This is a genomic window from Myxococcus qinghaiensis, assembly GCF_024198215.1.
Classification (GTDB): Bacteria; Myxococcota; Myxococcia; order Myxococcales; family Myxococcaceae; genus Myxococcus; species Myxococcus qinghaiensis.
Genome location: NZ_JAKCFA010000006.1, coordinates 460,551 through 482,909, shown reverse-complemented (window position 1 = coordinate 482,909; position 22,359 = coordinate 460,551). Strand labels below are relative to the sequence as shown.

17 protein-coding genes are annotated in these 22,359 nt (G+C 70.0%); 7 read left to right on the top strand and 10 right to left on the bottom strand.

Going from position 1 to position 22,359, the window contains the following annotated elements; translation table 11 throughout:
* Positions 1 to 39 precede the first annotated feature (39 nt).
* Positions 40 to 840, top strand: coding sequence for a hypothetical protein (locus LZ199_RS14050; RefSeq protein ID WP_253994187.1), 801 nt, complete (start codon positions 40 to 42; stop codon positions 838 to 840).
* A 16-nt stretch (positions 841 to 856) separates the two neighbouring features.
* Here the strand turns inward: LZ199_RS14050 and LZ199_RS14045 are convergent, their stop codons facing one another.
* From LZ199_RS14045 to LZ199_RS14010, 8 genes are all read right to left on the bottom strand, one after another.
* Positions 857 to 1,951: a hypothetical protein gene (locus tag LZ199_RS14045; protein ID WP_253994186.1), complete on the bottom strand. Its 1,095-nt coding sequence runs from the start codon at positions 1,949 to 1,951 to the stop codon at positions 857 to 859.
* Positions 1,952 to 1,981: 30 nt separating this feature from the next.
* Positions 1,982 to 2,542 (bottom strand): DUF2378 family protein, encoded by a 561-nt coding sequence (locus tag LZ199_RS14040; protein WP_253994185.1) that lies wholly within the window; start codon positions 2,540 to 2,542, stop codon positions 1,982 to 1,984.
* Between the two features lie 92 nt (positions 2,543 to 2,634).
* Complete coding sequence (locus LZ199_RS14035; RefSeq protein WP_253994184.1) at positions 2,635 to 3,582, bottom strand: VWA domain-containing protein; 948 nt, start codon at positions 3,580 to 3,582, stop codon at positions 2,635 to 2,637.
* Positions 3,583 to 3,605: 23 nt separating this feature from the next.
* Complete coding sequence (locus LZ199_RS14030; RefSeq protein ID WP_253994183.1) at positions 3,606 to 5,843, bottom strand: RCC1 domain-containing protein; 2,238 nt, start codon at positions 5,841 to 5,843, stop codon at positions 3,606 to 3,608.
* A gap of 23 nt (positions 5,844 to 5,866) precedes the next feature.
* Positions 5,867 to 7,015 (bottom strand): hypothetical protein, encoded by a 1,149-nt coding sequence (locus LZ199_RS14025; protein WP_253994182.1) that lies wholly within the window; start codon positions 7,013 to 7,015, stop codon positions 5,867 to 5,869.
* Positions 7,012 to 7,344 (bottom strand): hypothetical protein, encoded by a 333-nt coding sequence (locus LZ199_RS14020; RefSeq protein ID WP_253994181.1) that lies wholly within the window; start codon positions 7,342 to 7,344, stop codon positions 7,012 to 7,014. Before LZ199_RS14020 ends, LZ199_RS14025 begins: the two co-directional genes overlap by 4 nt.
* 93 nt (positions 7,345 to 7,437) lie before the next feature.
* A complete protein-coding gene (locus LZ199_RS14015) occupies positions 7,438 to 8,265 on the bottom strand; it encodes a hypothetical protein (protein WP_253994180.1) in 828 nt (275 codons plus the stop codon).
* A gap of 87 nt (positions 8,266 to 8,352) precedes the next feature.
* Complete coding sequence (locus LZ199_RS14010) at positions 8,353 to 9,618, bottom strand: hypothetical protein (protein ID WP_253994179.1); 1,266 nt, start codon at positions 9,616 to 9,618, stop codon at positions 8,353 to 8,355.
* Positions 9,619 to 10,642: 1,024 nt separating this feature from the next.
* Here LZ199_RS14010 and LZ199_RS14005 point away from each other — a divergent pair.
* The 5 genes from LZ199_RS14005 (at position 10,643) to purL (ending at position 19,826) form a co-directional block, all read left to right on the top strand.
* Positions 10,643 to 12,079 carry a hypothetical protein gene (locus LZ199_RS14005; RefSeq protein WP_253994178.1) on the top strand — a complete coding sequence of 479 codons (1,437 nt, stop codon included), beginning with the start codon at positions 10,643 to 10,645 and terminating at the stop codon, positions 12,077 to 12,079.
* Between the two features lie 39 nt (positions 12,080 to 12,118).
* On the top strand, positions 12,119 to 12,961 hold the full coding sequence (locus LZ199_RS14000) for a metal-dependent hydrolase (RefSeq protein WP_253994177.1): 843 nt from the start codon (positions 12,119 to 12,121) through the stop codon (positions 12,959 to 12,961).
* Positions 12,962 to 13,032: 71 nt separating this feature from the next.
* Positions 13,033 to 14,337, top strand: coding sequence for a phospholipase C/P1 nuclease family protein (locus LZ199_RS13995; RefSeq protein ID WP_253994176.1), 1,305 nt, complete (start codon positions 13,033 to 13,035; stop codon positions 14,335 to 14,337).
* A gap of 89 nt (positions 14,338 to 14,426) precedes the next feature.
* Positions 14,427 to 15,617 (top strand): NAD-dependent epimerase/dehydratase family protein, encoded by a 1,191-nt coding sequence (locus LZ199_RS13990; protein ID WP_253994175.1) that lies wholly within the window; start codon positions 14,427 to 14,429, stop codon positions 15,615 to 15,617.
* A 297-nt stretch (positions 15,618 to 15,914) separates the two neighbouring features.
* Positions 15,915 to 19,826 (top strand): phosphoribosylformylglycinamidine synthase, encoded by a 3,912-nt coding sequence (gene purL, locus LZ199_RS13985; RefSeq protein WP_253994174.1) that lies wholly within the window; start codon positions 15,915 to 15,917, stop codon positions 19,824 to 19,826.
* A gap of 65 nt (positions 19,827 to 19,891) precedes the next feature.
* Here the strand turns inward: purL and msrB are convergent, their stop codons facing one another.
* A complete protein-coding gene (gene msrB, locus LZ199_RS13980) occupies positions 19,892 to 20,317 on the bottom strand; it encodes a peptide-methionine (R)-S-oxide reductase MsrB (protein ID WP_253994173.1) in 426 nt (141 codons plus the stop codon).
* Positions 20,318 to 20,529: 212 nt separating this feature from the next.
* Here msrB and LZ199_RS13975 point away from each other — a divergent pair, with 212 nt between their 5' ends.
* Positions 20,530 to 20,946 carry a CBS domain-containing protein gene (locus LZ199_RS13975; RefSeq protein WP_253994172.1) on the top strand — a complete coding sequence of 139 codons (417 nt, stop codon included), beginning with the start codon at positions 20,530 to 20,532 and terminating at the stop codon, positions 20,944 to 20,946.
* 52 nt (positions 20,947 to 20,998) lie between these two features.
* On the opposite strand, the gene thrS is transcribed toward LZ199_RS13975, so the two are convergent.
* Positions 20,999 to 22,201 (bottom strand): threonine--tRNA ligase, encoded by a 1,203-nt coding sequence (gene thrS / locus LZ199_RS13970; protein WP_253994171.1) that lies wholly within the window; start codon positions 22,199 to 22,201, stop codon positions 20,999 to 21,001.
* Between the last annotated feature and the right edge of the window lie 158 nt (positions 22,202 to 22,359).

Below are 22,359 nucleotides of genomic sequence, written 5' to 3'. Positions count from 1 at the left end.
CGATAACCAGGGGTCCGCCGACGAGGCTGGAGGAGATGCATGTGGCTGGACGACAGCTCTTCGGAACGCGACGAGGTCTCCGGTGAAGCGCGGCGCGGGGACGAGCGGACCGTGGTGCCTGAGCCCGGGGAACCGGAGCGCGAGCAGAGGCCCGTGGCTCCCACCGCATTGAAGGAAAGCAGCCATGCGGGCGCGTTGAGCTCCAGCTGCGAGGCGCTCTTCCGCTGCACCGAGCAGGCCCTGCCCTGGGCGTGGAAGCTGCTTCAGCTGGCCAAGGGCCCCGGGGCGCTGTCCGCCGAGGCGCGCGGCGCCGCGCTGGAGTTCCTGGACCGCATTCCTCCCCACGTGCGCCGGGGCGTGAGCGAGCTGCTCGCGTTCAGCAACCTGTGGCAGGCCGTCTGTACCCGGCTGGGGCGGCCGGTGGCGCGCTCCACCGAGGAGCTGCTGCGCGAGCTGAATGGGGACTTGCAGCTGCTGTTGCGCGGCGCACAGGCGCGGTTGGGGACGACGGCCGCGCTGGAGCACGGGCTGCTCCTGCACCTGGGGCGCCTGCGGGAGTCGCGGGGCATGGACCCCACCGCGGCGCTGGAGCTGCGGGCCGCGCTGGATGCGTTCACCCACTCGGTGACGCAGGTGATGGCCGCGGCGAGCGCGTACCGTCGCGCCTGGGAGGCCGCGCAGGCGGAGCTGTCCGAGTCCGCCGAGTGGCTGGGCGCGGGAGACCCCGGCTTCTGCGCGTGGCTGGCCGAGCACCTCTCCGCGTCCGTGCCCGCCTGGCGAGAGGCGCATGCCTCCAGCCGGCTGCTCCAGGAGCTGGGCGCGCTGTCGGGTCCTCCGTAGGCGCGACCGGAGGCCCTCAGGCCTCCACGAGGATGCGGTGCCGGTACAGCTCCACCAGGATGTCCTCGGACAGGTCCGCCTGCTTGTGCTCGCGCAGGTGGTGCCGCACGGCCTCCACGGGCTGCCGACCGGTGAACTCCACGAGCAGTCCGTAGGCCTCACCGGGCAGGGCAATCGCGTCGAAGTCGCTGTACGCGCCCAGGGCCACGCTGCCGTCGGGCAGCCACTGCACGGTGGCGTCCGGGTTGAAGCGCAGCGTGCGCGGCAGCTGGGATGAGACGGACGTCGCGAACAGCTTCTCCACCGCCTTCAGCTCGATGACGCCGTCCAGGCCCAGCAGCTTGTCGAGCCCCTCCGCCGTCAGCCCGCGCACCAGCTGGTAGCAGGCGCGGAAGTACTCCACCTCGCGGCCCGCGTGCTCCTTCCAGAGCTCGGCGTAGGCCTTCGCGGGAGGCGGCGCGTCGTCCAGATCCTCCACGCCCAAGGGGACGCTGTTCAGCTCGGGGCGGTCCTTGCCGGACAGGACGTAGTCGGGCAGCAGCTGGAGCGACGTCCAGCGCGACAGCTGGATTTCCGTCAGCGTCAGGTATGTCTTGAGGGACATCCAGAACTTGCGGCCGTCGGCGCCCGCCACGTACTTGCAGAAGAAGGTGGAGCAGACGGCCTCGCGGTACGGCCAGATGGTGCAGCCGCCGCTCGCTTCGCCGTAGTAGGGGCAGCGCAGCGACGCGGCCCGGCCGAAGAACTGGTGCCCGTTCTTGTAGAGGAAGTTGAACTTCGCCGGGGGCTTCACCCACTGCGGCGTCACGCCGATGCGGCCGGCGATGCGCGCCTCCATGCGACGGCGTCCCTCGGCCAGCTCCGGGCGGTCATCCGACAAGAGCGCGCCGACGAGGTAGTTGGGCAGGCGCGGGAAGTAGGTGCAGCACTTGGTGTCGGGACGGAAGAAGCGGCTGACGCCGTCCACGGAGTCGACGGCGCCCTCCGCGTTCTCCTTGCACATGGCGCACTTGGAGCAGGTGGCCTTGGTCTCCTCGGGGACGTCCTGGCGGAAGAAGTCCGGCAGCAGGTCGCGGTAGAGCTCGGGGAGGCTGTCGAGGAGGCGGGTCATGGGGCTCGGGGGCTCTCTGGGGAGGGGTGTTCAGCGCGCGGAGGGGTCGTACCACTCGATGCGATAGGTACAGGACTCCGCGTCGTGACGGGTGCGGGAAATGGTGAGGCCCCGGACACCGATGCGGTGCAGGCCCTCCTCCAGCACGCCCTCCACGAAGCCCTCGGTGACTTCCGGCTCGTTGAACCACAGCTCCGCGGTGGTGGGGTTCACCACGTTGACGCGCGTCTGCGTGAAGTTGTTGCCGCTGCGGAAGTTGTGCGTCATCCGGCCCAGCGAGCGCATGGGGCCCAGCACGCGCGCCAGCGTGAGGACCGCCGAGCCCATGACGGTCTGCGCGTAGCCCTCAATCATCCGCCGGGCGAGCCGCCGCCGGGCCTCCTCCAGGGGCTTCTCCGGGTAGAGGGCGCGGCCCACCTCGTCCAGGCACCTCACCCACACGGTGTGGGGATAGGCGGCCTGGAGCGGGGCATCCAGGTCCATGCCCAGCTCGCGGAGCTGGTTGCGCAGCTCGTAGGACAAGTCCCGGTCGAGCGTCTTCAGGTAGAGGCTGTCCACCGTGTTGCCGAAGATGACGCGCTCCTGGCTCATGCGCTCGTGCCCCCGAGTGTCGCCGGCCTGGCCAGGCCGGCGGGCGCGCATTCTCCCCGGAGCCGACCTCCGGAGGCCAGTCCTGTCGACAACTACTCGCGGACCTCGTGCACGGGCAGCAGCGGCGGAAGCACCGCGTTGCAGCCCCGACCCAGGTTGGCGATGACGATGGCGTAGTCGGTGAAGTCGATGACGCGGTCCCCGTTGAAGTCCGCCGCGGGGCTGCCCGGGGGGACGTTCAGCCCGTAGTTGTCCAGCATGAAGCGGTAGTCCACGGAGTTGATGCAGCCGTTGCCATCCGTGTCGCCGGGAATGGGGAGCGGGCGCACGTCGTCGATGGGCGTGTAGCGACCTCCCGACGCCTTGGTCACGCCCTGGACGAATGAGAGGAAGAAGGGCTCGGGCGCCAGCGTGAGGTGGTTGAAGAAGACGTCCGCGTCGAAGATGAGCTGGAAGGGGTTGGGGCTGTCGCGCAGCGGGTCGCCCGTCTTGAGCATGTTGCGCACCTTCCACTCCCACGAGCCCTCCGTCAGGTCGGGGTAGCGCGTGGTGCTCGGAGGGCCGAAGCAGAGCGTGGTCTCCGGCGTGCTGTTCTCCTCGCCGTCGGAGATGAGGTGGACGACCTTGCGCGCGTCGATGCCGGGGCCGAACTGGAGCAGCTCGTCGGCGGCGTCGCAGACGGCGAGCGCCAGGGGCGTCGCGCCCACGCCCGAGGTCAGCCGGCTCAGGGTCGCCACCGTCGTCGGGCCGTCCTGGAAGCCCTGCTCACGGCGGTAGCTGGCCCCCTCGAAAGACCAGACGGCGAACAGGCGGGGGAGCGCGTTCGCCATGTTCACGAAGTCGCGACCGCGCACGAGCGCATCCGCGAAGCGCGTCTGCCCGGAGGCGCGCGTCGTCATCATGGAGCCGCTGCGGTCCAACAGGATGATGACGTGCTCCTCGGTGAAGGCGTGGGCGGCGGTGCCGGACATCAGGGCGAGCGCGAGGGCGGCGCCCGCGACAGTGCGCGAGGCCCAACGATTCAGGGTACGGGTGAGCATGGGTGTCTCCTTGTCGAGTTGCTTCAGAACAGCTCCACCTTCACGGGGATGATGCTGTCGTCGCGCGTGCCGTCGCCAAGCTGGCCTTCCGCGTTGGCCCCCCAGGCCCACGTCGTGCCGTCCGAGCGCAGGGCCATGGAGTGGTGGTCTCCGGCGATGACGGCCACGACGTTCGTCATGCCCGCCACCATCACCGGCACATGGCGGTTCTCCAGGAAGCCATCCCCAATCTGTCCGTCGAAGTTGAAGCCCCACGCGCGCACCGTGCCGTCCGAGCGCAGCGCCAGCGAGTGGTAGTCGCCAGCGGTGATGGAGACGACGCCGCTCAGGTTCGACACGAGCACCGGCGCGTTCACGCTCAGCGTGGAGTTGTTGCCCAGCTGCCCCGAGCCGTTGTAGCCCCAGGACCACACCGAGCCGTCCGAGCGCAGCGCCATGGAGTGGTAGCCCCCGGCGGTGATGGCCGTCATCGCCGACAGCCCCACCACCTGCACCGGCAGGATGTGCCAGGAGTTCGTCCCGCTGCCAATCTGGCCATCGAAGTTGTAGCCCCACGCCCACACCGAGCCGTCCGAGCGCAGCGCCAGCGAGTGGCTGTGTCCGGCGGCGATGGCCGTCACGCCCGCCAGCCCCGTCACCTGGACGGGGTGGTTGCTGTCCACCGTCGTCCCGTCACCCAGCTGCCCGTAGCGGTTGAAGCCCCAGGCCCACACCGTGCCATCGCGGTGCAGCGCGAGCGAGTGGTAGGCCCCCGCGGAGATGGAGGTGATGCCCGACAGGCCCGACACCGCCACGGGCTGGGAGCGGTTGGTGTTGGAGCCATCGCCCACCTCGCCTCGCACGTTGACGCCCCAGGACCACACGGTGGTGTCGCCCTTGAGGACCACGGTGTGGCGGTGTCCGGCGGTCACGGCCACGGTGGACGTCAGGCCCGTGCGCGCGGGCACGAGCCGGTCCGCGCCCAGGCCGTTGCCCAGCTGGCCATCCTCGTTGTCGCCCCAGCTCCAGAGGTTCCCCGCCCCGTCCAGGTAGACGGAGTGCAACTGGCCGGACGCCACCCCGGGGTTGCCCAAGGTGGTGTTGCCCACGCGCACCGGCGACATGCGCGGCTGGAAGGTGCCGTCCCCCAACTGGCCGAAGGCGTTGTCGCCCCAGGACCACACGGTGCCGTCCGCGCGCAGCGTCAGCGAGTGCTTGAAGCCCGCCACCAGGGTGACTCCGCCGCTGAGGCCCGCCTGGATGGGCAGGTTGCTGCTCGTCAGCGTGCCGTTGCCCAGCTGTCGATAGCGGTTGTCACCCCAGGCCCACACCGCGCCGTCCGAGCGCACCGCCAGCGAGTGGTAGTTGCCGGCGACCGCGGCCAGCACGTCCGTCAGCACCACCTGCACCGGGTAGGGCCGGTTGATTTTCGTCCCGTCGCCGAGCTGGCCCGTGGAGTTGAGCCCCCACGTCCACGCGGTGCCATTCGAGCGCAGCGCCACGCAGTGGGACGCGCCCGCGGAGATGGTCACCACGCCCGCGAGCGACTGCACCTGCGCGGGAGTGCCACGCGTCGTCGTCGTGCCATCGCCGAGCTGGCCGCTGCGGTTGTCACCCCAGGCCCACACCGTGCCGTCCGCGCGCAGCGCCAGCGAGCTGTTGCCGCCCGCCGCCACCGCGATGACGTTGCTCAGGCCGGGCACCTGGACGGGCAGGGTGCTGGTGGTCGCCGCCAGCGTGCCGAGCTGCTTGGAGCGGTTGTCGCCCCAGGCCCACACCGTGCCATCCGAGCGCAGCGCCACCGAGTGGGAGAAGCCCGAGCCCACCGCCAGCACGCCGAACAGGTTCTGGACGCGCACGGGCTCGCTGCTGGCCAGCACGGTGCCGTTGCCCAGCTGCCCCGAGTAGTTGTCGCCCCAGGACCAGACGGTGCCGTCCGAGCGCAGCGCCATGGAGTGGTAGTCACCCGAGGCCACCGCCACCGCGTCCTCCAGGTTCCTCACCTTCACCGGCGTGGGGCTGTCCGTGAAGAGGCCGTTGCCCAGCTGTCCCTGCCGGTTGTAGCCCCAGGCCCACACGGTGCCGTCCGAGTGGACACCCACCGAGTGGTACTGGCCCAGCGACAGCCGGGTGGCGGAGGCGCGGCCCGCGAGCGCCTGGCGCCGCGCCAGGTCCTGGGGGGAGGGGCCCTCGCCGCCGCAGCCCGCCCAGAGCCAGAGGCCGATGAAGAGCGCCCACGTCCAGCCAATCCTCGACGACAGGTGCGACACATTCAGGCTCATGGGCTTCTCCTCGGTATGCGCCGTCAGCGACGGCACCAGGCCTTGCCTTCGGCATCCTTGCAGCCGTCCACCACCCACCGGGCGATGAGCCGCCTCAGCTCCACGGGCAGCTCCATTCCCGCCATGGGCATGCCGGGCTTCGCGGCGACCAGGCCGTGCTCGGCCTCCAGCGCGCGCGTCTCCAGCCTGCGCCAGTACTCCTCGCCCGACTTCTTCTGGAGGTACTTCTTCAGGCCCTCCGCGTCCGCGGTGAAGGCGCTGGCCGCGCGGGGGCTCGTCGCATGGCAATGCACGCAGGTGGCCTCCCGGAAGAAGGGGCCCCAGAGGTAGGCGAGCATCGCCGGAGGCACCGCGCCGGGCAGGGCGGCGTCCTTCAGCGCGAGCTTCGTCACGCGCGCGTCCAGCTCGCGCTCCTTCTCCACCCGCATCTGGTCGAACAGGCGGTGCAGGAGCCTGGCCTCGTCCAGCGACAGCGGCACCTCCGGCATCTGCCTGTCCACGCGCGCGTAGGGCATCTGCTCGCGGCAGTACTCGTACGTCCACTCGGGCGTGTAGAGCGAGAGCGACACGCCGTCCCGTCCGGAGAGGGGCTTTTCACCCGCGTGGCAGCTGGCGCAACGCGCCTTCCAGAGCGCGTCGGCGTCCTTGCGCTCGGCGGCGGACAGCTTCGCGGCGGGGGCCTCCCGCGCGGGGAGCCGCACCGACAGCAGCGCCGCGACGTCCTTCACGTCACCCGACTGGAGGCTGGGATAGGCCATCATCCGGGGCGCGCGGCTGCCCTCCTTCTGGGAGAGGTTGCTGGGGCGCTTGAGGAAGGCGGCCAGCCCTCGCGCGGAGATGCGCGGAGTCTTCTGTCCCGGATGCTCCAGCACCTCCGGCGCATTCATGTAGGCCAGCGGCGTCCTGGCCAGGTGCGCCAGCTTGTCCTCGCGCACGGGGATGGCGAAGTAGCGCGGGTCCGGCTCGCGCTTCTGGCGCTTCACCGCGACGTCGTTGATTTCGGCGTGGCAGCCATAGCACTGGCTGTCGGTCCACCGGCCCAGGCCATTGGCGAAGCGCGTCTGGGGCTCGGTGCGCTTGGACGTGTGGCAGCCGGTGCACTCCTGGGCCACGACGCCCCTGGCGGAGGCGAGCCCTCCCAGGACCAGCACGAGGAAGGCGACCCATCTCACGGCGTGCTCCCTCCAGGCCGGGTGAGTCTCACGCGCGAGGGGTCCTCCTCTGGCTCGGCGAGGCCCCGGAGCACCTCGCGGAAGTCCTCGGACGTCGCATCCTCCTGCTTCGCCTGACAGGCCCGGTAGGCGCTGACCAGGGCATACCCTGACACCGACCACGTGGCCTCGGCGGAGCCGGCCGGAGGCGGCACCCGGGTGACGATGCACTCCTGGACCTGCTTCTTGCGCTGCTCCGGTGTCTGGCCTGAGTCATCGGGGTCTTCTCCCGAGCAGGCACAGGCCGTCCATCCCATGAGTCCCACCAGGACCCAGACCCTTGGCTTCATCCTGAAAAACTCCCGAGCCGGGAGCGTCCTGGCCGTCGCCATGGTCGCCCCCGGCTGCTGGTGTGTATGGGTTTGTCGTCGCGCGCGGGTTGGCTAGCCGAAGTTGATGACCAGCGGCGTGGGCGTGCAGATGGCGGCGGAGTTGCTGGCCGCGGCGGGGGACATCGTCGCGGTCTGCGCCGTCAGGTTCAGCGTGAAGGACTTGATGTACGTCTCCCAGCCGACCTGCGGGTCGGACGTGACGAACAGGGAGGGGCTCAGCTGGGCGAGCTTCGCGGACTCGAAGAGCACGTTCCAGCTGTTGCCCTCGACGCCCAGGTTGGACGACGTCTGGAGCACGCCGTCCGTCACCAGCCGCTGGTTGATGGCGGGGACGTTCAGCAGGGGGCTGTTCGTCGCGCACAGCGGCACCGTGGCGCGCAGGGTGATGACGGAGTTGGCGGCGATATAGGCCCGCACCGCCGCCTCTTCCGCGGGGAAGACGTAGATGCTCAGGCCGCAGATGAACGGATAGTTGCCGCCGACGACGGTCGGCCGGTAGTTGGTCGGCATGGTCCGCAGCAGGTCCGCGATTCCCGCCGAGGGCTGGCACGAGCCGGCCGAGGGAATCGGGAGCAGCCGCGCGTCGGTGATGCCGTTGCGGGAGATGAAGCCGTTGTACAGGTCGTTCTGGTGGGCCGTGGGGTACAGGTTGACGAAGAACCGCCTCATGCCAGCCACGGAGGCGGCGGAGTCCGTCGGAACCTGGGTGTACTGCGTATAGAAGACGGGACCGCGATTCATCCCCATGTAGGGAACGAATACCATCTCGGACTCGCGGAGGGTGCGCGCATAGTCGAGAGGCGGCGTGTCGGTCTGGGCCTGGGCGGGAGCAACGGCGAGACACGACACGACGGCAAGGCAGAGCGAAAGCAATCGCATGGAGAGAGGGCCTGGTTCGAGAAAGGAAAGGAAGGGCGGAAGCCACCCGGAAGATGGCCTCCGCCCTGGAATCAAGGCGAAGCGGGATTACGGCTGGCCGAGCAGCGCCCTGCAGCCCGGGTCATCCATGTTCCAGCGGACGCGGCCCATCTCGAAGCCGTCCATCAGGCACGTGACGTTCAGGTTCGTCTTCACCGTGAAGTCGGTGGGGCCCGGGTTGTACTGGATGTAGGTGACCTCGTTGCGCTCCAGGATGAGCTTCTCGTAGTTGGCGCGCATGGTGAAGATGGAGTTGGTCTGGTTGGAGACCTGGCCGTTCACCGGCGTCGTGTAGCGGCGGACCTCGTTGAACAGCTCGTCCTGGAGGCGGGCCTGGACGGCGTTCACGACGTTGATGAAGTTGGCATCGTTGGGCGCGGTGGGGCCCCAGACGCCGTTGCTGCCGAGGTACTCGATGCGGATGCCGCAGGCGTTCTCAGAGGAACAGGTGACCAGGCGCTCGAAGAAGGCGCGAACTTCGATGTCCACGCAGGAGCTCAGGTGGAAGGCCGCGAAGGCGCTGGCCTGCTCGAACAGCGAGCGCCAGTTCACCGTGAAGCGCGCCTGACGGGTCAGGTTGTGGGTCTTGATGTCCCAGTCCACCTGCGCCGTCATGATGTTGTCCCACTGGGCGCCCGTGGCCATCAGGGCGCGCAGCTGGTTGCTCCACGTCGGCAGGGTGGTGGCCTGGAACGCGACGTCCTGCGCCACGACGCTGCCGCCCACGGTGGGGAACGTGTTGAACTTGTACATCACGTTCGTGTCGAGGCTGTACGGCTGGGTCGGGTCCAGGTGCGTGAAGCAGTTGGGGACCTTCACCTCGCGGCCGTTGACGATGAGGATTTCAAACTCGCAGTCGATCTCCACGCGGCCGTTGACCGGCGCGAACCCGGAGAGCAGGAACTGCGTGGTGGAGCGGGCGGCGGGCGCCGGGGCGATCTGGAAGCCCTTGGCGGCGGCCTCGGTGGACAGGAGGTTCAGCGCGCCCAGGTCGCTGGTGGTGGAGAACGAGCCACCCAGGTTCGCCAGCTCCAGGCCCGCGAACCAGCCGTAGATGGGGACGAAGCCGGAGATCTGGAAGCGGGGGATGGGATTGGTCGACGCGGGCGACTGGACGGCGATGCCACCGCGGCGCGGGACGTAATAGACGAGGTTGTTGTTGTCCGTGTCACCCAGCAGCGTGAAGGCATCCTGCACGGTGGGGGAGAAGTGCTGCGCCATGGGCTTGGCGGACGGGGACATCGGCGCGGCGAGGGCCTGCGTCGCGGTGAGCGACAGCGCGGCCGCGGCAGTGGCAGACAGGAACTTCTTCATGAGTTGCATTCCTTTGCGAGGCGTGGGGACTGCTGAGGGCGCACCCTTCCCGTGCCCGCGAGCCGAGGGCTCACGAACCGCGTACTGGCGTCGCGGTGCCCCACCGCTCGCGCGAGGGGACCGTGGCCGTTCCGGATGCTGTGTCTGGACTCCCCCCCATGTGTCCAAGGGCGATGATTGGACTTGGACAGTCGCATCCTACCGATTGCGGGTCGGACTACCAGTGCGGGTCGAGGTAAATCGACTTTGTCTTGAAAGGTTATTCTGTCAGTGAAATCAGGTTTGATTTTGTTTGGGGTTTCCCGAGGGGTCCAGCGGAGCCGCCTGTCGTTTCCGTGTCGCGTGCGTGGCAATGAAAGGGCGCTCGACGCGAGAGAAGAAACTCATGTCACGGTGATGTCCCGTGCGCATTGTCACGACAGCGCCACGGATCGGCGTTGCGTGGCGCGCATGTGAAAGCGCTGAAGCCTTGTCACGTGATGAGCTGCGTGGAAACCGCACGTCGGCCTGCGTCGCGAGGTGATGAGCGTTCGCGCGCGGGTGTGTGGCCATTGAAAGGTGTCGGGGTCCGCGAGGCGGTGGAGGCGAAGCGGGGGGCGTGAAGTCCGCGTGGCGCGCCGTGCCTCGTCGGTTGCTGACCGGGCACGCTCCAGGAGGTAGGGCCGCTGGGAGTGGAAGTCTGCTGTCCCGCCATCCGAGCCGAGGCGCGGACCTGGAGAGACTCTCGCTGCATGTGCGTGAGCCGGTGAGCAGGGGGCGGTGATTCGCGACGCACTCCGTCGGCGAAGGAGGTGTGGGTGAGGGCGTGAGTCGTTCACCACCCGTATGAGTGCGTGGAGCCCGCGCGCCGGAGGGCACAACAGCGTCACCGCGACGGAGAAGTGTCCGCTACACTGCACGGCCAATGTTGTGGGTCACCTCACCGGTGGGCTTGCGCGGGACACGTGCCATGGACGGCTCCGGTTCCTTACCTTTCTTCGCTGTGCGCCGCGGCGAGGACGCTCTGTCTCGCGTGCGGGAGTCGATGGCGCACAAGTTCCCCCACTTCCTGCCGGTGGCGCGCCAGTCGCTGGCCGCGCTGGTGGGCTTCTGTGATGGCTGGCAGCGGACCTTCCCGGCGAGCCGGGCCTCGGGCGTGGTGCGGGAGCTGACGACCTGGGAGCGCTTCCTCTCCACCGAGCCCCGCTCGCGCCGTGTCATGTTGACGGTGCAGCCTCTGGGCGTGGACCGCGCGACGGGGGCCTGGGCGCACGTGCTGCTCGCCCAGGTGGCGCGGTGGCACCGGGACACGCGGGGCCGCCGCTACAACCAGCCCACGGACGTCTGGTTGGCGGGGCTGGGCCGCGAGGGGCTGGATGCCCGGCAGCGCGTCTCCGATGACAGCGTGCTCACGGTGGCCGTCACCGATGAGGGCGGTGGCCTTCGCATCGCGCGGCTGCTCCTGGAGGACTCGCATCTGAACCCGGAGGCGGTGGCGAGGCTGCTGGCCGCGTCCGCGCCGTGCACGCCCTCCGAAGCGCGCCGGGCCGGGCTTCACCCGCAGGTGGTGGTGGACGTGGCGGGGCGGGGGCGCAGCGCCTGGACCTCGCATCTGTTGACGACGAGCGCCTGGCTGGGGGCGCGGGTGGACCCGGGGACGGGCTCGCTGGAGCTGGCGTTCGACCATCTGGTGATGGATGGCACCGCGATGATGGAGGTGTCGAAAGCCATCTCCGCCGCCATGCCCCGCGTGGACCGCACGTCCTCGGACGAGTGGCTCACGGGGGCCGAGGAGCCCACGCCGCTGTTGCGCGTGGAGCTTCCGGAGCGGCTGGACTTCCGCAACCTCGCGTGTGCCTCGCTGCTGGCGCTGGAGCGCTCCGGCGCGGGCCTGCTGAGAAGTGACAACCCCACCATGCTGGTGCCCGTGCTGCCGGATGCGCCCGCGTCCGTGGCGCGGCCCTGGCGGCGCATCCGCATCGCGGTGATTCCCTCGCGCACGAGCCAGGGGCCGGTGACGCCCGAGCAGGTCTCCGCGCTGCTGGAGCGCACGCGCGGGGAGGGCGGGGTGCTGGAGGACATCTTCTCCACCTTGTATTCCCCGGCGCTGCCCTGGTGGATGCCGTCGCTCACCACCCACGGCTTCGCCTTCACGCCGGGATTGAGACAGGTCGCCACCGCGTTGTGTGGCAATGCGCTCCTGTCGAAAATCACCGTCGAGGTGGAGGACGAGGCCGCCCTGGAGCGGCATCTTCCCATCTACTTCAACACCATGCGGCCGTTGCCCGCGGTGGGGGGCGGCGTGGCCCTCTGCGTGACGGAAGTGCTGTGCGCGACGCGCAAGGGCGTGCGCAAGCGCTTCTTCGGCGCTATCGCTGGGAGCGGCCCCTTCACCGCCCGCGAGCGGCTCACGGCTTTTCGGACGGAACTCGAGCGCGAGATGCTGCTTCGAGCCCGTCCCCCGATATCCTCTCACCCCTGACCCGCCGTCCCCTCCGGCGAAAGCGAGTTCCCCCCACTCATGGTCAATCCCCCCGACCCTGGCCGCATCGTCCCGCGACTGAATCTGAAGTTTCACTTCGACGCCACGTTCCCCCGCGTGTGGCATCACAACGGGGTGGGTTCCACGCAGCTGTGGAACGGGCTCAACGTGCTCTTCCCCGAGGGAGAGCGGTTCATCGTGCGCAGCGTCAATCACTACCTTCATGCCCTGGATGACGCGCCGGAGCTGCGCGCGCAGGTGAAGGCGTTCTTCGCCCAGGAGGGCAAGCACGCGCGGGAGCACCAGGACTACATCGAGCTGCTGGAGTCCCAGGGCTACGTCATCTCCGGCTTCATGCGGGCCTATCAGCGCATCGTCTGGGGCTTCATCTACAAGTACTTCCCGCCGTTCCTGCGGCTGTCCATCGCCGCCGCGCTGGAGCACTACACGGCCATCATGGGCGAGAACACGCTGACGCTCGGCGTGTTCGCGGATGGCCACCCGGCCATGCGCGCGCTCATCGAGTGGCACGCCGCCGAGGAGATTGAACACAAGGCCGTGGCCTTCGACGTGCTGCGCAAGGTGGCGCCCGGCTATGCGCTGCGGGTGACGGGGATGTTCGCGGCCATCACCGCGCTGTTTGGCCTGTGGTTCGCGGCCACCGTGACGCTGCTGCGCCAGGAGCCCGGGCTGGGGTGGACAGGGATGTGGCGCGAGCTGCGCCGGGCCCACGCGAAGGACCCGGTGCTGGTGCGCGTACTCTGGCGTGGCCTCAAGGAGTACCTGCGGCCGTCCTTCCATCCGCTGGACAACGACAACCTGCACATCGCCCGCGCGCACCTGGCGACGCTCGAAGAGCCTCCCCGGGCGGAGGCCGCCTGAGGCGTGACGTCGTGCCCGCCGCGAGGACTCCTGGAGGCAACAGCCGTCCTCGCGCGTGGAGGCCGCCGCGGATGCTGAAGGCGCCGCGCCTGGCGCTCGCCGCCGCCTGGCTGTCCGTGGCTGCACCGTCGGGCGCGAGCGCGTTCTGGGTGGATGACCACCACGCGTTGACCCAGGCCGCGCTCGAGCGGGCCCTGGCGGCGGGCGCTTCCCCCTCCCTGGCCGCGCACCGGGACGCGGTGCTGCACGGCGCGACGGCGGAGGACCTCAACCTCCACGTGAAGTGGACGGGGTGGCACCACTTCTACCGGCCGGAGGGCGCGCTGGCCTCCGCCCTGCGCGCGGGCTCCGACGCGCGGGTGAAGATGTTGTGGGAAGAGGCCCTCGACGCCGCGCGCGGAGGAGACCTGGCGCGGGCGTGGGACAGGGCCGGGCACCTGGCGCACCACATCCAGGACGTGGCCTCGCCGCCGCATGTCGTGCCCGTGAATCACAGCTTCGCGGATGGCTTCGAGCGCTGGGGCCTGCGCGACGTGCTGAAGCGGCTGCCTTCGCGGCAGGTGGAGCCGCTGCCGGGGACGGAGGCTCAGCACGCGCTCGCGCGCGAGACGCTGGAGGCGGTGCGCTCCCAGTTCCTTCGCGCGGAGGACGGAGTCGAGCTTCCGTGGAGCACCTTCTGGTCGGAGCCGGATGCGCGGCGTCCTGGCTCCTTCGGTGTCTACGGCAGCGTGGGCAATGCCTTCGGCCAGGCCGAGCCCCGCTGGAAGGAGGGCTCGCACCGCGTGTCGCCGGAGACTTATGACGCCTTCATGGCGGACCGGGCCGCCGCCGCGGTGGCGTATTCCCAGGCGTTCCTGACGTGGGCGGCCCAGCGCTTCGAGGAGGTCGCCGGGCCCGACGCACCTGCCTTCACGGCGCGAGGTTTCATCCCGTCTCCGGAGCTGTCGCTCCAGGGGTTGGGCGGAATGGCTCAGGACTCGCGAGGCGCGACGCCCATCGCCGGGCTGCGTGCGGGGTTGCCATTGCCCCATGCGCTGCGCCTGTCGGTCGAGTGGACGCGGGGCCTGGGGCTGGGAAGCAGGCCGCTGCCCGCGGGTGGGTGGAGCCTGGCGGTGCTGTCTCCGCCGCTGTGGGCGTGGCGGCCGGCCTATGCGGTGGGCGTGGACGTGCGGGCCTCGCTGGGCGTGGGGTTGTTTTCGCAGGAGGGTGGGGCGCGGCTCGGCGTGCCGGTGGGATTGCGCGCGAGTGCCCTGCTCGGTGGGCCCTTCGTCGCGAGCACGGAGCTGCGCTACCAGGGCGTGCGTCCGTTCACCCAGGAGTGGACCCATGGGTTCGCGTGGACACTCGGCTTTGGTGTCGCTTTGGGAGATCGCTGACGGTCGGGTTGTCTCGGGAATGAAACGCCAGACGCCGGGTTTTCGCGCGCGTCCCCCCCGAGTGCACCACGGCCCCTGGAGCCGTTGTCATGAAGACTTCGCGAAGGAAGTTCCTGCAGTACACCGCCACGGGTGCGTCGTTGCTCGCGCTCGGGCCCGAGGCATTGGCCGCGCCCAAGAAGGGCGCGAAGAAGCGCATCCTCATCCTGGGCGGCACGGGGTTCCTGGGCCCCGCCGTGGTGGAGGCCGCGCGAGCGCGAGGCCACTCCCTGACGCTCTTCAACCGGGGCAAGACGCGCCCGGAGCTGTTCCCCGACGTGGAGAAGCTGCGCGGGGATAGAGACCCGGACAAGGACGAGGGCCTCAAGGCGCTGAAGGGCAAGAAGTGGGACGCCGTCGTCGACACGTCCGGTTACTACCCGCGCATGGTCCGCGCCTCGGCCGCGCTGCTGGCGCCGAACGTGAAACAGTATGTCTTCATCTCCAGCGTGTCCGCGTACGCCAGCGACAAGACGCCGCGCGAGGACGAGAGCGGCCCCACTGCGACGCTTTCGGACCCCAACGTGGAGACGATGGGCAAGGACTTCGAGTTCTACGGAGGCCTCAAGCGCGCGTGCGAGGAGGCCGCCGAGGCCGCGTTGCCGGGGCGCGTGGCCAACATCCGTCCCGGTTACATCGTCGGGCCGGATGACCGCTCGGACCGCTTCACGTACTGGCCGGTGCGCTTCGACAAGGGCGGGGAGATGCTCGCGCCGGGGACGGCCAAGGACCCGCTGCAGATCATCGACGTGAGAGACCTGGCCGAGTGGCTGGTGTTGCTCATCGAAGGCCAGGTCAACGGCGTCTTCAACGCGGTGGGCCCCGCGGAGCCGTGGTCGATGGGCGCGATGCTGGACACGTGCCGGAAGGTGACGGGGCGGGACACGAAGGTGACGTGGGTGTCGGCGGAGTTCCTGGAGAAGCACGGCGAGACGGGCGATGTCCGCCTCCCCATCTACATGCCGCCCACCGGCACCAGCCTGGGCACGCACCTGCGCAGCAACGCCAAGGCGGTGAAGGCCGGGCTCAAGTTCCGCCCCGTGGACGTCACCGTCCGCGACACGCTGGCCTACTTCAAGGGCCTGCCCGAGGAGCGCCGGAACAAGCCGCGCGCGGGACTGCCCGCCGAGCGCGAGGCGGAGCTGCTCGCGCTGTGGCACAAGGCCCAGGCGGAGCCCAAGGCCCAGGACCCAAAGCCGGCCACGTCGCCGGCTCCAGCGGCCTCGGGACAGGGCGGGTAGCGCCCTTCATTCATGGCCCGGGCCTGGTTCTCGACACAGAGTCCTCCTTGCCTGGGCCATGACTCAAGCGGACGCCGCGTCGCGCTGTCGCGAGTGGCCGTGGGCCTCGACCTCTTCAGGGTTGCTGTGTATCCCCGCCTGTCACGAGCCCCGCGCAAGCTCTGACGTGTGAGGGACTCCCACCGTGGCCCCTGTCCGCCCGGACAGCGAGCGGGCCGGGGCGAACTCTGTCCTCGCCCGCGTGACGCACGGTGATAAGGACGCCCCGGCTGTTACCCAGGGCCACACCCAATCCCCATGTCCAGCATGCACTTCCTGCGCGGCGCTCCCGTCCTCTCTGAATTCCGGCTCGCCAAGCTGCTCGCGCAGTGCCGCGAGCAGGTGCCCGCCGTGTCGTCCGTCTACGCGGAGCACGTGCACTTCCTCGACACCCCGGACGCCCTCTCCGAGGACGAGCAGGCGATGCTTGGCCGTCTCCTGGAGTACGGCCCCAAGGTGCCCTCGGGAGAGCGGGCGGGCAGCCTGCTCCTCGTGGTGCCCCGCCCGGGCACCATCTCCCCCTGGTCCTCGAAGGCGACGGACATCGTCCGCAACTGCGGCCTGGGCGCGAAAATCAAGCGCCTGGAGCGCGGGCTCGCGTACTACGTGGCCGGTCCCGAGGGACGCGCGCTGGAGCCCGCTCAGGTGGAGCGCCTGGAGCCGGTGCTGCATGACCGGATGACGCAGGCGGTGCTCAAGCGCATGGAGGACGCCGCCGTCCTCTTCTCCGAGCACTCGCCCCGTCCCCTCACCACCGTTGACATCCTGGGCGGTGGCCGCGCGGCGCTGGTGACGGCGAACCGCATGCTGGGCCTGGCGCTGGCGGAGGACGAAATCGACTACCTGGTGGCGCGCTTCCAGGAGCTGAAGCGCAACCCCACCGACGTCGAGTTGATGATGTTCGCGCAGGCCAACAGCGAGCATTGCCGGCACAAGATCTTCAACGCGAGCTGGACGCTGGATGGCAAGCCGCAGGAGCGCTCGCTCTTCCAGGCCATCAAGAACACCTACGCCCAGCACAAGGAGGGCGTGCTCTCCGCCTACAAGGACAACGCGGCGGTCATCGCGGGCTTCGAGGTGGACCGCTTCTTCCCGGACGCGGACACGGGCGAGTGGGGCACGGTGCGCGAGCCTTCCCACATCATGGTGAAGGTGGAGACGCACAATCACCCGACGGCGATTTCGCCGTACCCCGGCGCGGCCACGGGCGCGGGTGGAGAGATTCGCGACGAGGGCGCCACCGGACGCGGCGCGAAGCCCAAGGCGGGCCTGACGGGCTTCACCGTCAGCCACCTGCGCATCCCCGGCTACGAGCAGCCCTGGGAGCAGCCCTACGGCAAGCCGGACCGCATCGTGTCCGCGCTGGACATCATGATTGACGGTCCGCTGGGCGGGGCCGCCTTCAACAACGAGTTCGGCCGTCCCAACCTGTGCGGCTACTTCCGCAGCTACGAGTCTCAGGTCGCCACGCCCGAGGGCGTGGAGGTGCGCGGCTATCACAAGCCCATCATGATCGCCGGCGGGCTCGGCAACATCCGCGCGCCGCACGTGCAGAAGGGCAGGCTGCAGCCGGGTGACAAGCTCATCGTCCTGGGTGGCCCGTCCATGCTCATCGGCCTGGGCGGTGGCGCGGCGTCCTCCATGACGCAGGGCGCGAGCGCGGCGGACCTCGACTTCGCCTCCGTGCAGCGCGACAACGCGGAGATGGAGCGGCGCTGTCAGCAGGTCATCGACCAGTGCTGCGCGCTGGGCGACAAGAACCCCATCCGCTCCATCCACGACGTGGGCGCGGGCGGCCTGTCCAACGCGCTGCCGGAGCTGGCGCACGACAACGAGCTGGGAGGCCGGCTGGAGCTGCGCGCGGTGCCCAACGCGGAGCCGGGCATGTCCCCGCTCGAAATCTGGTGCAACGAGGCCCAGGAGCGCTACGTGCTGGGCGTGGCACCCGAAGACCTGGCGCGCTTCACCGCCTTCTGCGAGCGCGAGCGCGCGCCCTTCTCCGTGCTGGGCGAGGCGACCGAGGCGCAGGTGCTCAAGCTGTCCGACTCGGCCCTGGGCACGCCGCCCATCGACCTGCCGATGGACGTGCTGTTCGGCAAGGCGCCGCGCATGCACCGCGACGCGAAGTCGCGCCCGCTGGCCCACGCGCCGCTGGCGCTGCCCGGTGACTTCAAGGCGCTGGCCGAGCGCGTGCTGAGCCACCCCACGGTGGCGGACAAGTCCTTCCTCATCACCATCGGCGACCGCTCGGTGTCGGGCCAGGTGGCGAGAGACCAGATGGTGGGCCCGTGGCAGGTGGCGGTGGCCGACTGCGCGGTGACGCTGTCCACGGTGACGAGCACCACGGGCGAGGCCATGTCCATGGGCGAGCGCACGCCGCTGGCGGTGGTGGACGCGGCGGCCTCCGCGCGGATGGCGGTGGGCGAGGCGCTCACCAACATCGCCTCGGCGCGAATCGACAAGCTCTCCGACGTGAAGCTGTCAGCGAACTGGATGGCGGCGGCCGGCAGCCCTGGCGAGGACGCGCAGCTCTACGCCGCCGTGCACGCGGTGGGCATGGAGCTGTGCCCTGCGCTGGGCCTCACCATCCCCGTGGGCAAGGACTCCATGTCCATGCGCACCGTCTGGGAGGAGGCGGGCGCGCGCAAGGCCGTGACGTCGCCGGTGTCGCTCATCATCTCCGCGTTCGCTCCGGTGCTGGACGTGCGCCAGTCGCTCACGCCGCAGCTCGTGGAGCTGGAGCAGGACACACGCCTCGTCTTCATCGACCTGGCGAAGGGCAAGCAGCGGCTGGGCGGCTCCATCGTCGCGCAGACGCACTCGCAGGTGGGCCCGGAGGTCCCGGACGTGGAGGACGCCGCGCTCTTGAGCGGCTTCTTCGCGGCGGTGCAGGCGCTCAACGCCGAGGGCCGGTTCCTGGCCTACCACGACCGCTCCGACGGCGGCCTGTGGGCCACGCTGTGCGAGATGGCCTTCGCGGGCCACTGTGGCGTGGACGTGGACGTGGCGGCCCTGGGGAACGACGCGACGGCGGCGCTCTTCAACGAGGAGCTGGGCGCGGTGGTGCAGGTGCGCTCGGCCGACGTGGCCCGGGTGCGCGAGGTGCTGGGGAAGCATGGCCTGGCGGCGTCCTGTCACGAACTGGGCCGGCCGACGGCCGCGCTGGAGGTCCGCGTACGCCACGGCGCCCACGTGCTGCTGGCCGAGGGCACCATGGACCTGCGGCGCATCTGGTCCCGCGTGAGCCACGAGCTGCAGAAGCGCCGCGACAACCCCGTGTGCGCGGAGCAGGAGTACGCGGCCAAGTGCGACGCGACGGACCCGGGCCTGTCGCCGAAGCTGACGTTCGACGTGGGGCTGGACGTCGCCGCGCCGTTCGTGGCGAAGGGCGCCCGTCCCCGGGTGGCGGTGCTGCGCGAGCAGGGCGTCAACAGCCAGCAGGAGATGGCGGCGGCCTTCACCCGCGCGGGCTTCCTGGCGGTGGACGTGCACATGAGCGACATCCTCGCCGGGCGCGTGTCACTGAAGGACTTCCACGGCGTGCTGGCCTGCGGCGGCTTCTCCTACGGAGACGTGCTGGGCGCGGGCGGAGGCTGGGCGAAGTCCATCCTCTTCAACCCCCGTGCACGCGACGAGTTCGCGGGCTTCTTCGCGCGCTCCGACAGCTTCGGCCTGGGCATCTGCAACGGCTGCCAGATGATGTCTGGCTTGAAGGACATCATCCCCGGCGCGGAGCACTTCCCGCGCTTCGTGCGCAACGCCTCCGAGCAGTACGAGGCGCGCCTGGGGACGGTGGAGATTGCCCGCACGCCCTCGCTCTTCTACCAGGGCATGGAGGGCAGCCGGATGCTCATCGCCGTGGCGCACGGCGAGGGCCGCGCGGAGTTCTCCGACGCCGCCGAGGCCGCGCGCGTCAACGCGCAGGGCTTCATCACCACGCGCTGGGTGGACAACCGGGGCCAGGTGGCGGCGACGTACCCGGCCAACCCCAATGGCTCGCCCCATGGCATCGCCGGTGTGACGACGCGGGATGGCCGCTTCACCGTGACGATGCCGCATCCCGAGCGCGTCCACCGCACCGTGCAGCACTCGTGGCGGCCCCGGGAGTGGACCGGCGACGACGGCCCGTGGATGCGGATGTTCCGCAACGCCCGCGCCTGGCTGGGCTGAGCGACGCGGGATGAGGGCCCCGACCTCGGAAGCAGCAGCCGAGGCCGGGGCGACACAGGTGCCGCCTACGCGCGGACCAGCTCCAGCGGCTGGCCTTCTTCCACGTGCTTCATCGCGACGGAGTTCATGCAGTAGCGCTGCCCGGTGGGCGGCGGTCCATCCGGGAAGACGTGTCCCAGGTGCCCGTCACAGCGGGCGCAGCGCACCTCGGTGCGCACCATGCCGTACGAGCGGTCGCTGATCTCCGTCACCGAGTCCGCGCCGTTCAGCGGCTGGGTGAAGGAGGGCCAGCCCGTGCCGGACTCGAACTTCGTCCCCGACTTGAAGAGGGGATTGCCACAGCCGGCGCACACATAGGTGCCCGGCGTCTTGGTCCCCAGGAAGCACCCCGAGCCGGGGCGCTCCGTCCCGTGCTTGCGCAGGACGTCGTACTCCTCCGGCGTCAGGCGCTCGCGCCACTGGGTATCGCTGAGGGTGAGCTTGTCGACCATGCCGTCACGCTCCTTTGTCCGGGTCCACGCCCGGGGTTTCTCTTGGATGCGCATCCTGCCCAATCGTCGCGCCTGCTGGCCAACCTGGAATGTCGCCCCCTGTCCGCTCGCCCTCCCTTCCACCGGGCCCGGGGCAGGGCGGGCACGAAGGCGCCCCTGACGCCACGTTAGGGCGTAGCCCATCGTTCATCCCCCCCATCAGCGGAGGCGCCATGCAGATTTTCGAGCTGATGACGAAGAATGTGGAGACCATCGAGGCCGACGAGTCACTGCGCGTCGCGGCCCTGCGGATGCGCACGTGCAACATCGGCTCGCTTCCCGTTACCGAGAACGGGCAGCTCGTGGGCATGTTGACGGACCGGGACATCACCGTCCGCTCCACGGCCATGGGACAGGACCCCAATGAGACGCGGGTGCGCGAGGCCATGACGACCGCGCTCATCACCTGCTCGCCGGACGCGACGCTGAGCGTGGCCGAGCAGCTCATGGAGGACAAGATGGTGCGGAGGCTCGTCGTCGTGGACGAGGCCCGAAGGCCCCTGGGCATCCTCAGCCTGGATGACCTGGCCACCGTGCCCGCGGAGGTGGTGCGCGCCGGCGCGGTGCTGGAGCACCTGATGCACGCGTAGGCACGCCCGAGGGGCGGAGCCGGGAGGTCCAGCCCCGCCCCTCGGGCGCTCATCATGCGTCCGCCACCGGCCCGCACGCGGCCACCAGCTCCGCGAGCCCCGCGTCCCACGACATGTCCCGCTGCGCTCCGTCCCGCTGGCGCAGCCTGACGTTGTTCGCCTGCACCTCACGCCCGCCCACGACGACGAGCCATGGGACGCCTGCCTGGTGCGAGTCCAGCACCTTGCGCGACAGCGACTCGTTGCGCGCGTCCGCCCGCGCCCGGCAGCCCGCGCGTCGCAGGCTGGCGGCGAAGCGCTCCGCGTACTCCACGGCCGCCTCGCCCACGGACGCCACCACCACCTGCTCCGGCGCGAGCCACGCGGGCAGCGCGCCCCCGTGGTGCTCCAGCAGCACGCCGATGAAGCGCTCCAGGCTGCCCAGCAGCGCACGGTGAAGCATCACCGGACGGACCCGCGCACCCGAGGCGTCCTGGTAGCGCAGGTCGAAGCGCTCGGGCAGGACGAGGTCGAGCTGAATCGTCCCGCACTGCCACTCGCGCCCCAGCCTGTCCTTCAACACGAACTCCAGCTTGGGCCCGTAGAAGGCGCCCTGGCCCGGCTGGAGCTTGCAGTCGAGTCCCGCCTGCTTCGCGGCGGCGGCCAGCCAGGACTCGGCCTGGTCCCATACCTCGTCGCTTCCGGCTCGGGACGCGGGCCGGCCGGAGAAGGCCACCTGGACCTCGTCGAAGCCGAAGCTCGCGTAGAACTCCTTCAGCGAGCGCGCGAAGGCCACGACTTCGTCCACCACCTGCTCGGGGGCACAGAAGATGTGCCCGTCGTCCTGAGTGAACTGGCGCAGCCGGAACAGGCCATGCAACGCGCCTCCCGGCTCACTGCGGTGCACCAGCCCGAACTCGCACAGCCGCAGGGGCAAGTCGCGGTAGCTGGGCGCCATGCGCTGCACGAGCTCGATGTGGCCCGGGCAGCTCACCGGCTTCACGGCGAGGTGGCGCTCGCCGTCCTGGAGCAGGAACATGTTCTCGCGGAAGTTCTCCCAGTGGCCGCTGCGCTCCCACAGGGGCTGCGCGTAGATTTGCGGCGTACGGACCTCGAGGTAGCCCTCGCGTTTCATGCGCTGGCGGACGCGCTCCTCCAGCAGTTGGTACAGCATCCAGCCGCGCGGGTGCCAGAAGACCATTCCCGGCGCCTCTTCCTGCAGATGGAAGAGGTCCAGGCGATGGCCCAGGGAGCGGTGGTCTTGTTCGTCGAGCATTGCAGTGACTCCAGAGACGGAAGGGTTGAATGCCTTGCCGGACGGAGCACTGAGTGAGTGCACGGCTGCCCCGGCCGAGAAGGCGGGGCGGAAAGCCGTGCGGTCGTCAGCCTACTTCGCGACGCGCACTGCTCCACACCCGCCGTAGCGAGTCGTGG

Coding starts and splice junctions, on each gene's coding strand:
- LZ199_RS14045 (WP_253994186.1), bottom strand. CDS start 1,951: ATGACCCGCCTCCTCGACAGCCTCCCCGAGCTCTACCGCGACCTGCTG.
- purL (WP_253994174.1), top strand. CDS start 15,915: ATGTCCAGCATGCACTTCCTGCGCGGCGCTCCCGTCCTCTCTGAATTC.
- LZ199_RS14020 (WP_253994181.1), bottom strand. CDS start 7,344: ATGAAGCCAAGGGTCTGGGTCCTGGTGGGACTCATGGGATGGACGGCC.
- LZ199_RS13975 (WP_253994172.1), top strand. CDS start 20,530: ATGCAGATTTTCGAGCTGATGACGAAGAATGTGGAGACCATCGAGGCC.
- LZ199_RS14015 (WP_253994180.1), bottom strand. CDS start 8,265: ATGCGATTGCTTTCGCTCTGCCTTGCCGTCGTGTCGTGTCTCGCCGTT.
- msrB (WP_253994173.1), bottom strand. CDS start 20,317: ATGGTCGACAAGCTCACCCTCAGCGATACCCAGTGGCGCGAGCGCCTG.
- LZ199_RS14000 (WP_253994177.1), top strand. CDS start 12,119: ATGGTCAATCCCCCCGACCCTGGCCGCATCGTCCCGCGACTGAATCTG.
- LZ199_RS13990 (WP_253994175.1), top strand. CDS start 14,427: ATGAAGACTTCGCGAAGGAAGTTCCTGCAGTACACCGCCACGGGTGCG.
- LZ199_RS14040 (WP_253994185.1), bottom strand. CDS start 2,542: ATGAGCCAGGAGCGCGTCATCTTCGGCAACACGGTGGACAGCCTCTAC.
- LZ199_RS13995 (WP_253994176.1), top strand. CDS start 13,033: ATGCTGAAGGCGCCGCGCCTGGCGCTCGCCGCCGCCTGGCTGTCCGTG.
- LZ199_RS14010 (WP_253994179.1), bottom strand. CDS start 9,618: ATGAAGAAGTTCCTGTCTGCCACTGCCGCGGCCGCGCTGTCGCTCACC.
- LZ199_RS14035 (WP_253994184.1), bottom strand. CDS start 3,582: ATGCTCACCCGTACCCTGAATCGTTGGGCCTCGCGCACTGTCGCGGGC.
- LZ199_RS14030 (WP_253994183.1), bottom strand. CDS start 5,843: ATGAGCCTGAATGTGTCGCACCTGTCGTCGAGGATTGGCTGGACGTGG.
- thrS (WP_253994171.1), bottom strand. CDS start 22,201: ATGCTCGACGAACAAGACCACCGCTCCCTGGGCCATCGCCTGGACCTC.
- LZ199_RS14050 (WP_253994187.1), top strand. CDS start 40: ATGTGGCTGGACGACAGCTCTTCGGAACGCGACGAGGTCTCCGGTGAA.
- LZ199_RS14005 (WP_253994178.1), top strand. CDS start 10,643: ATGGCGCACAAGTTCCCCCACTTCCTGCCGGTGGCGCGCCAGTCGCTG.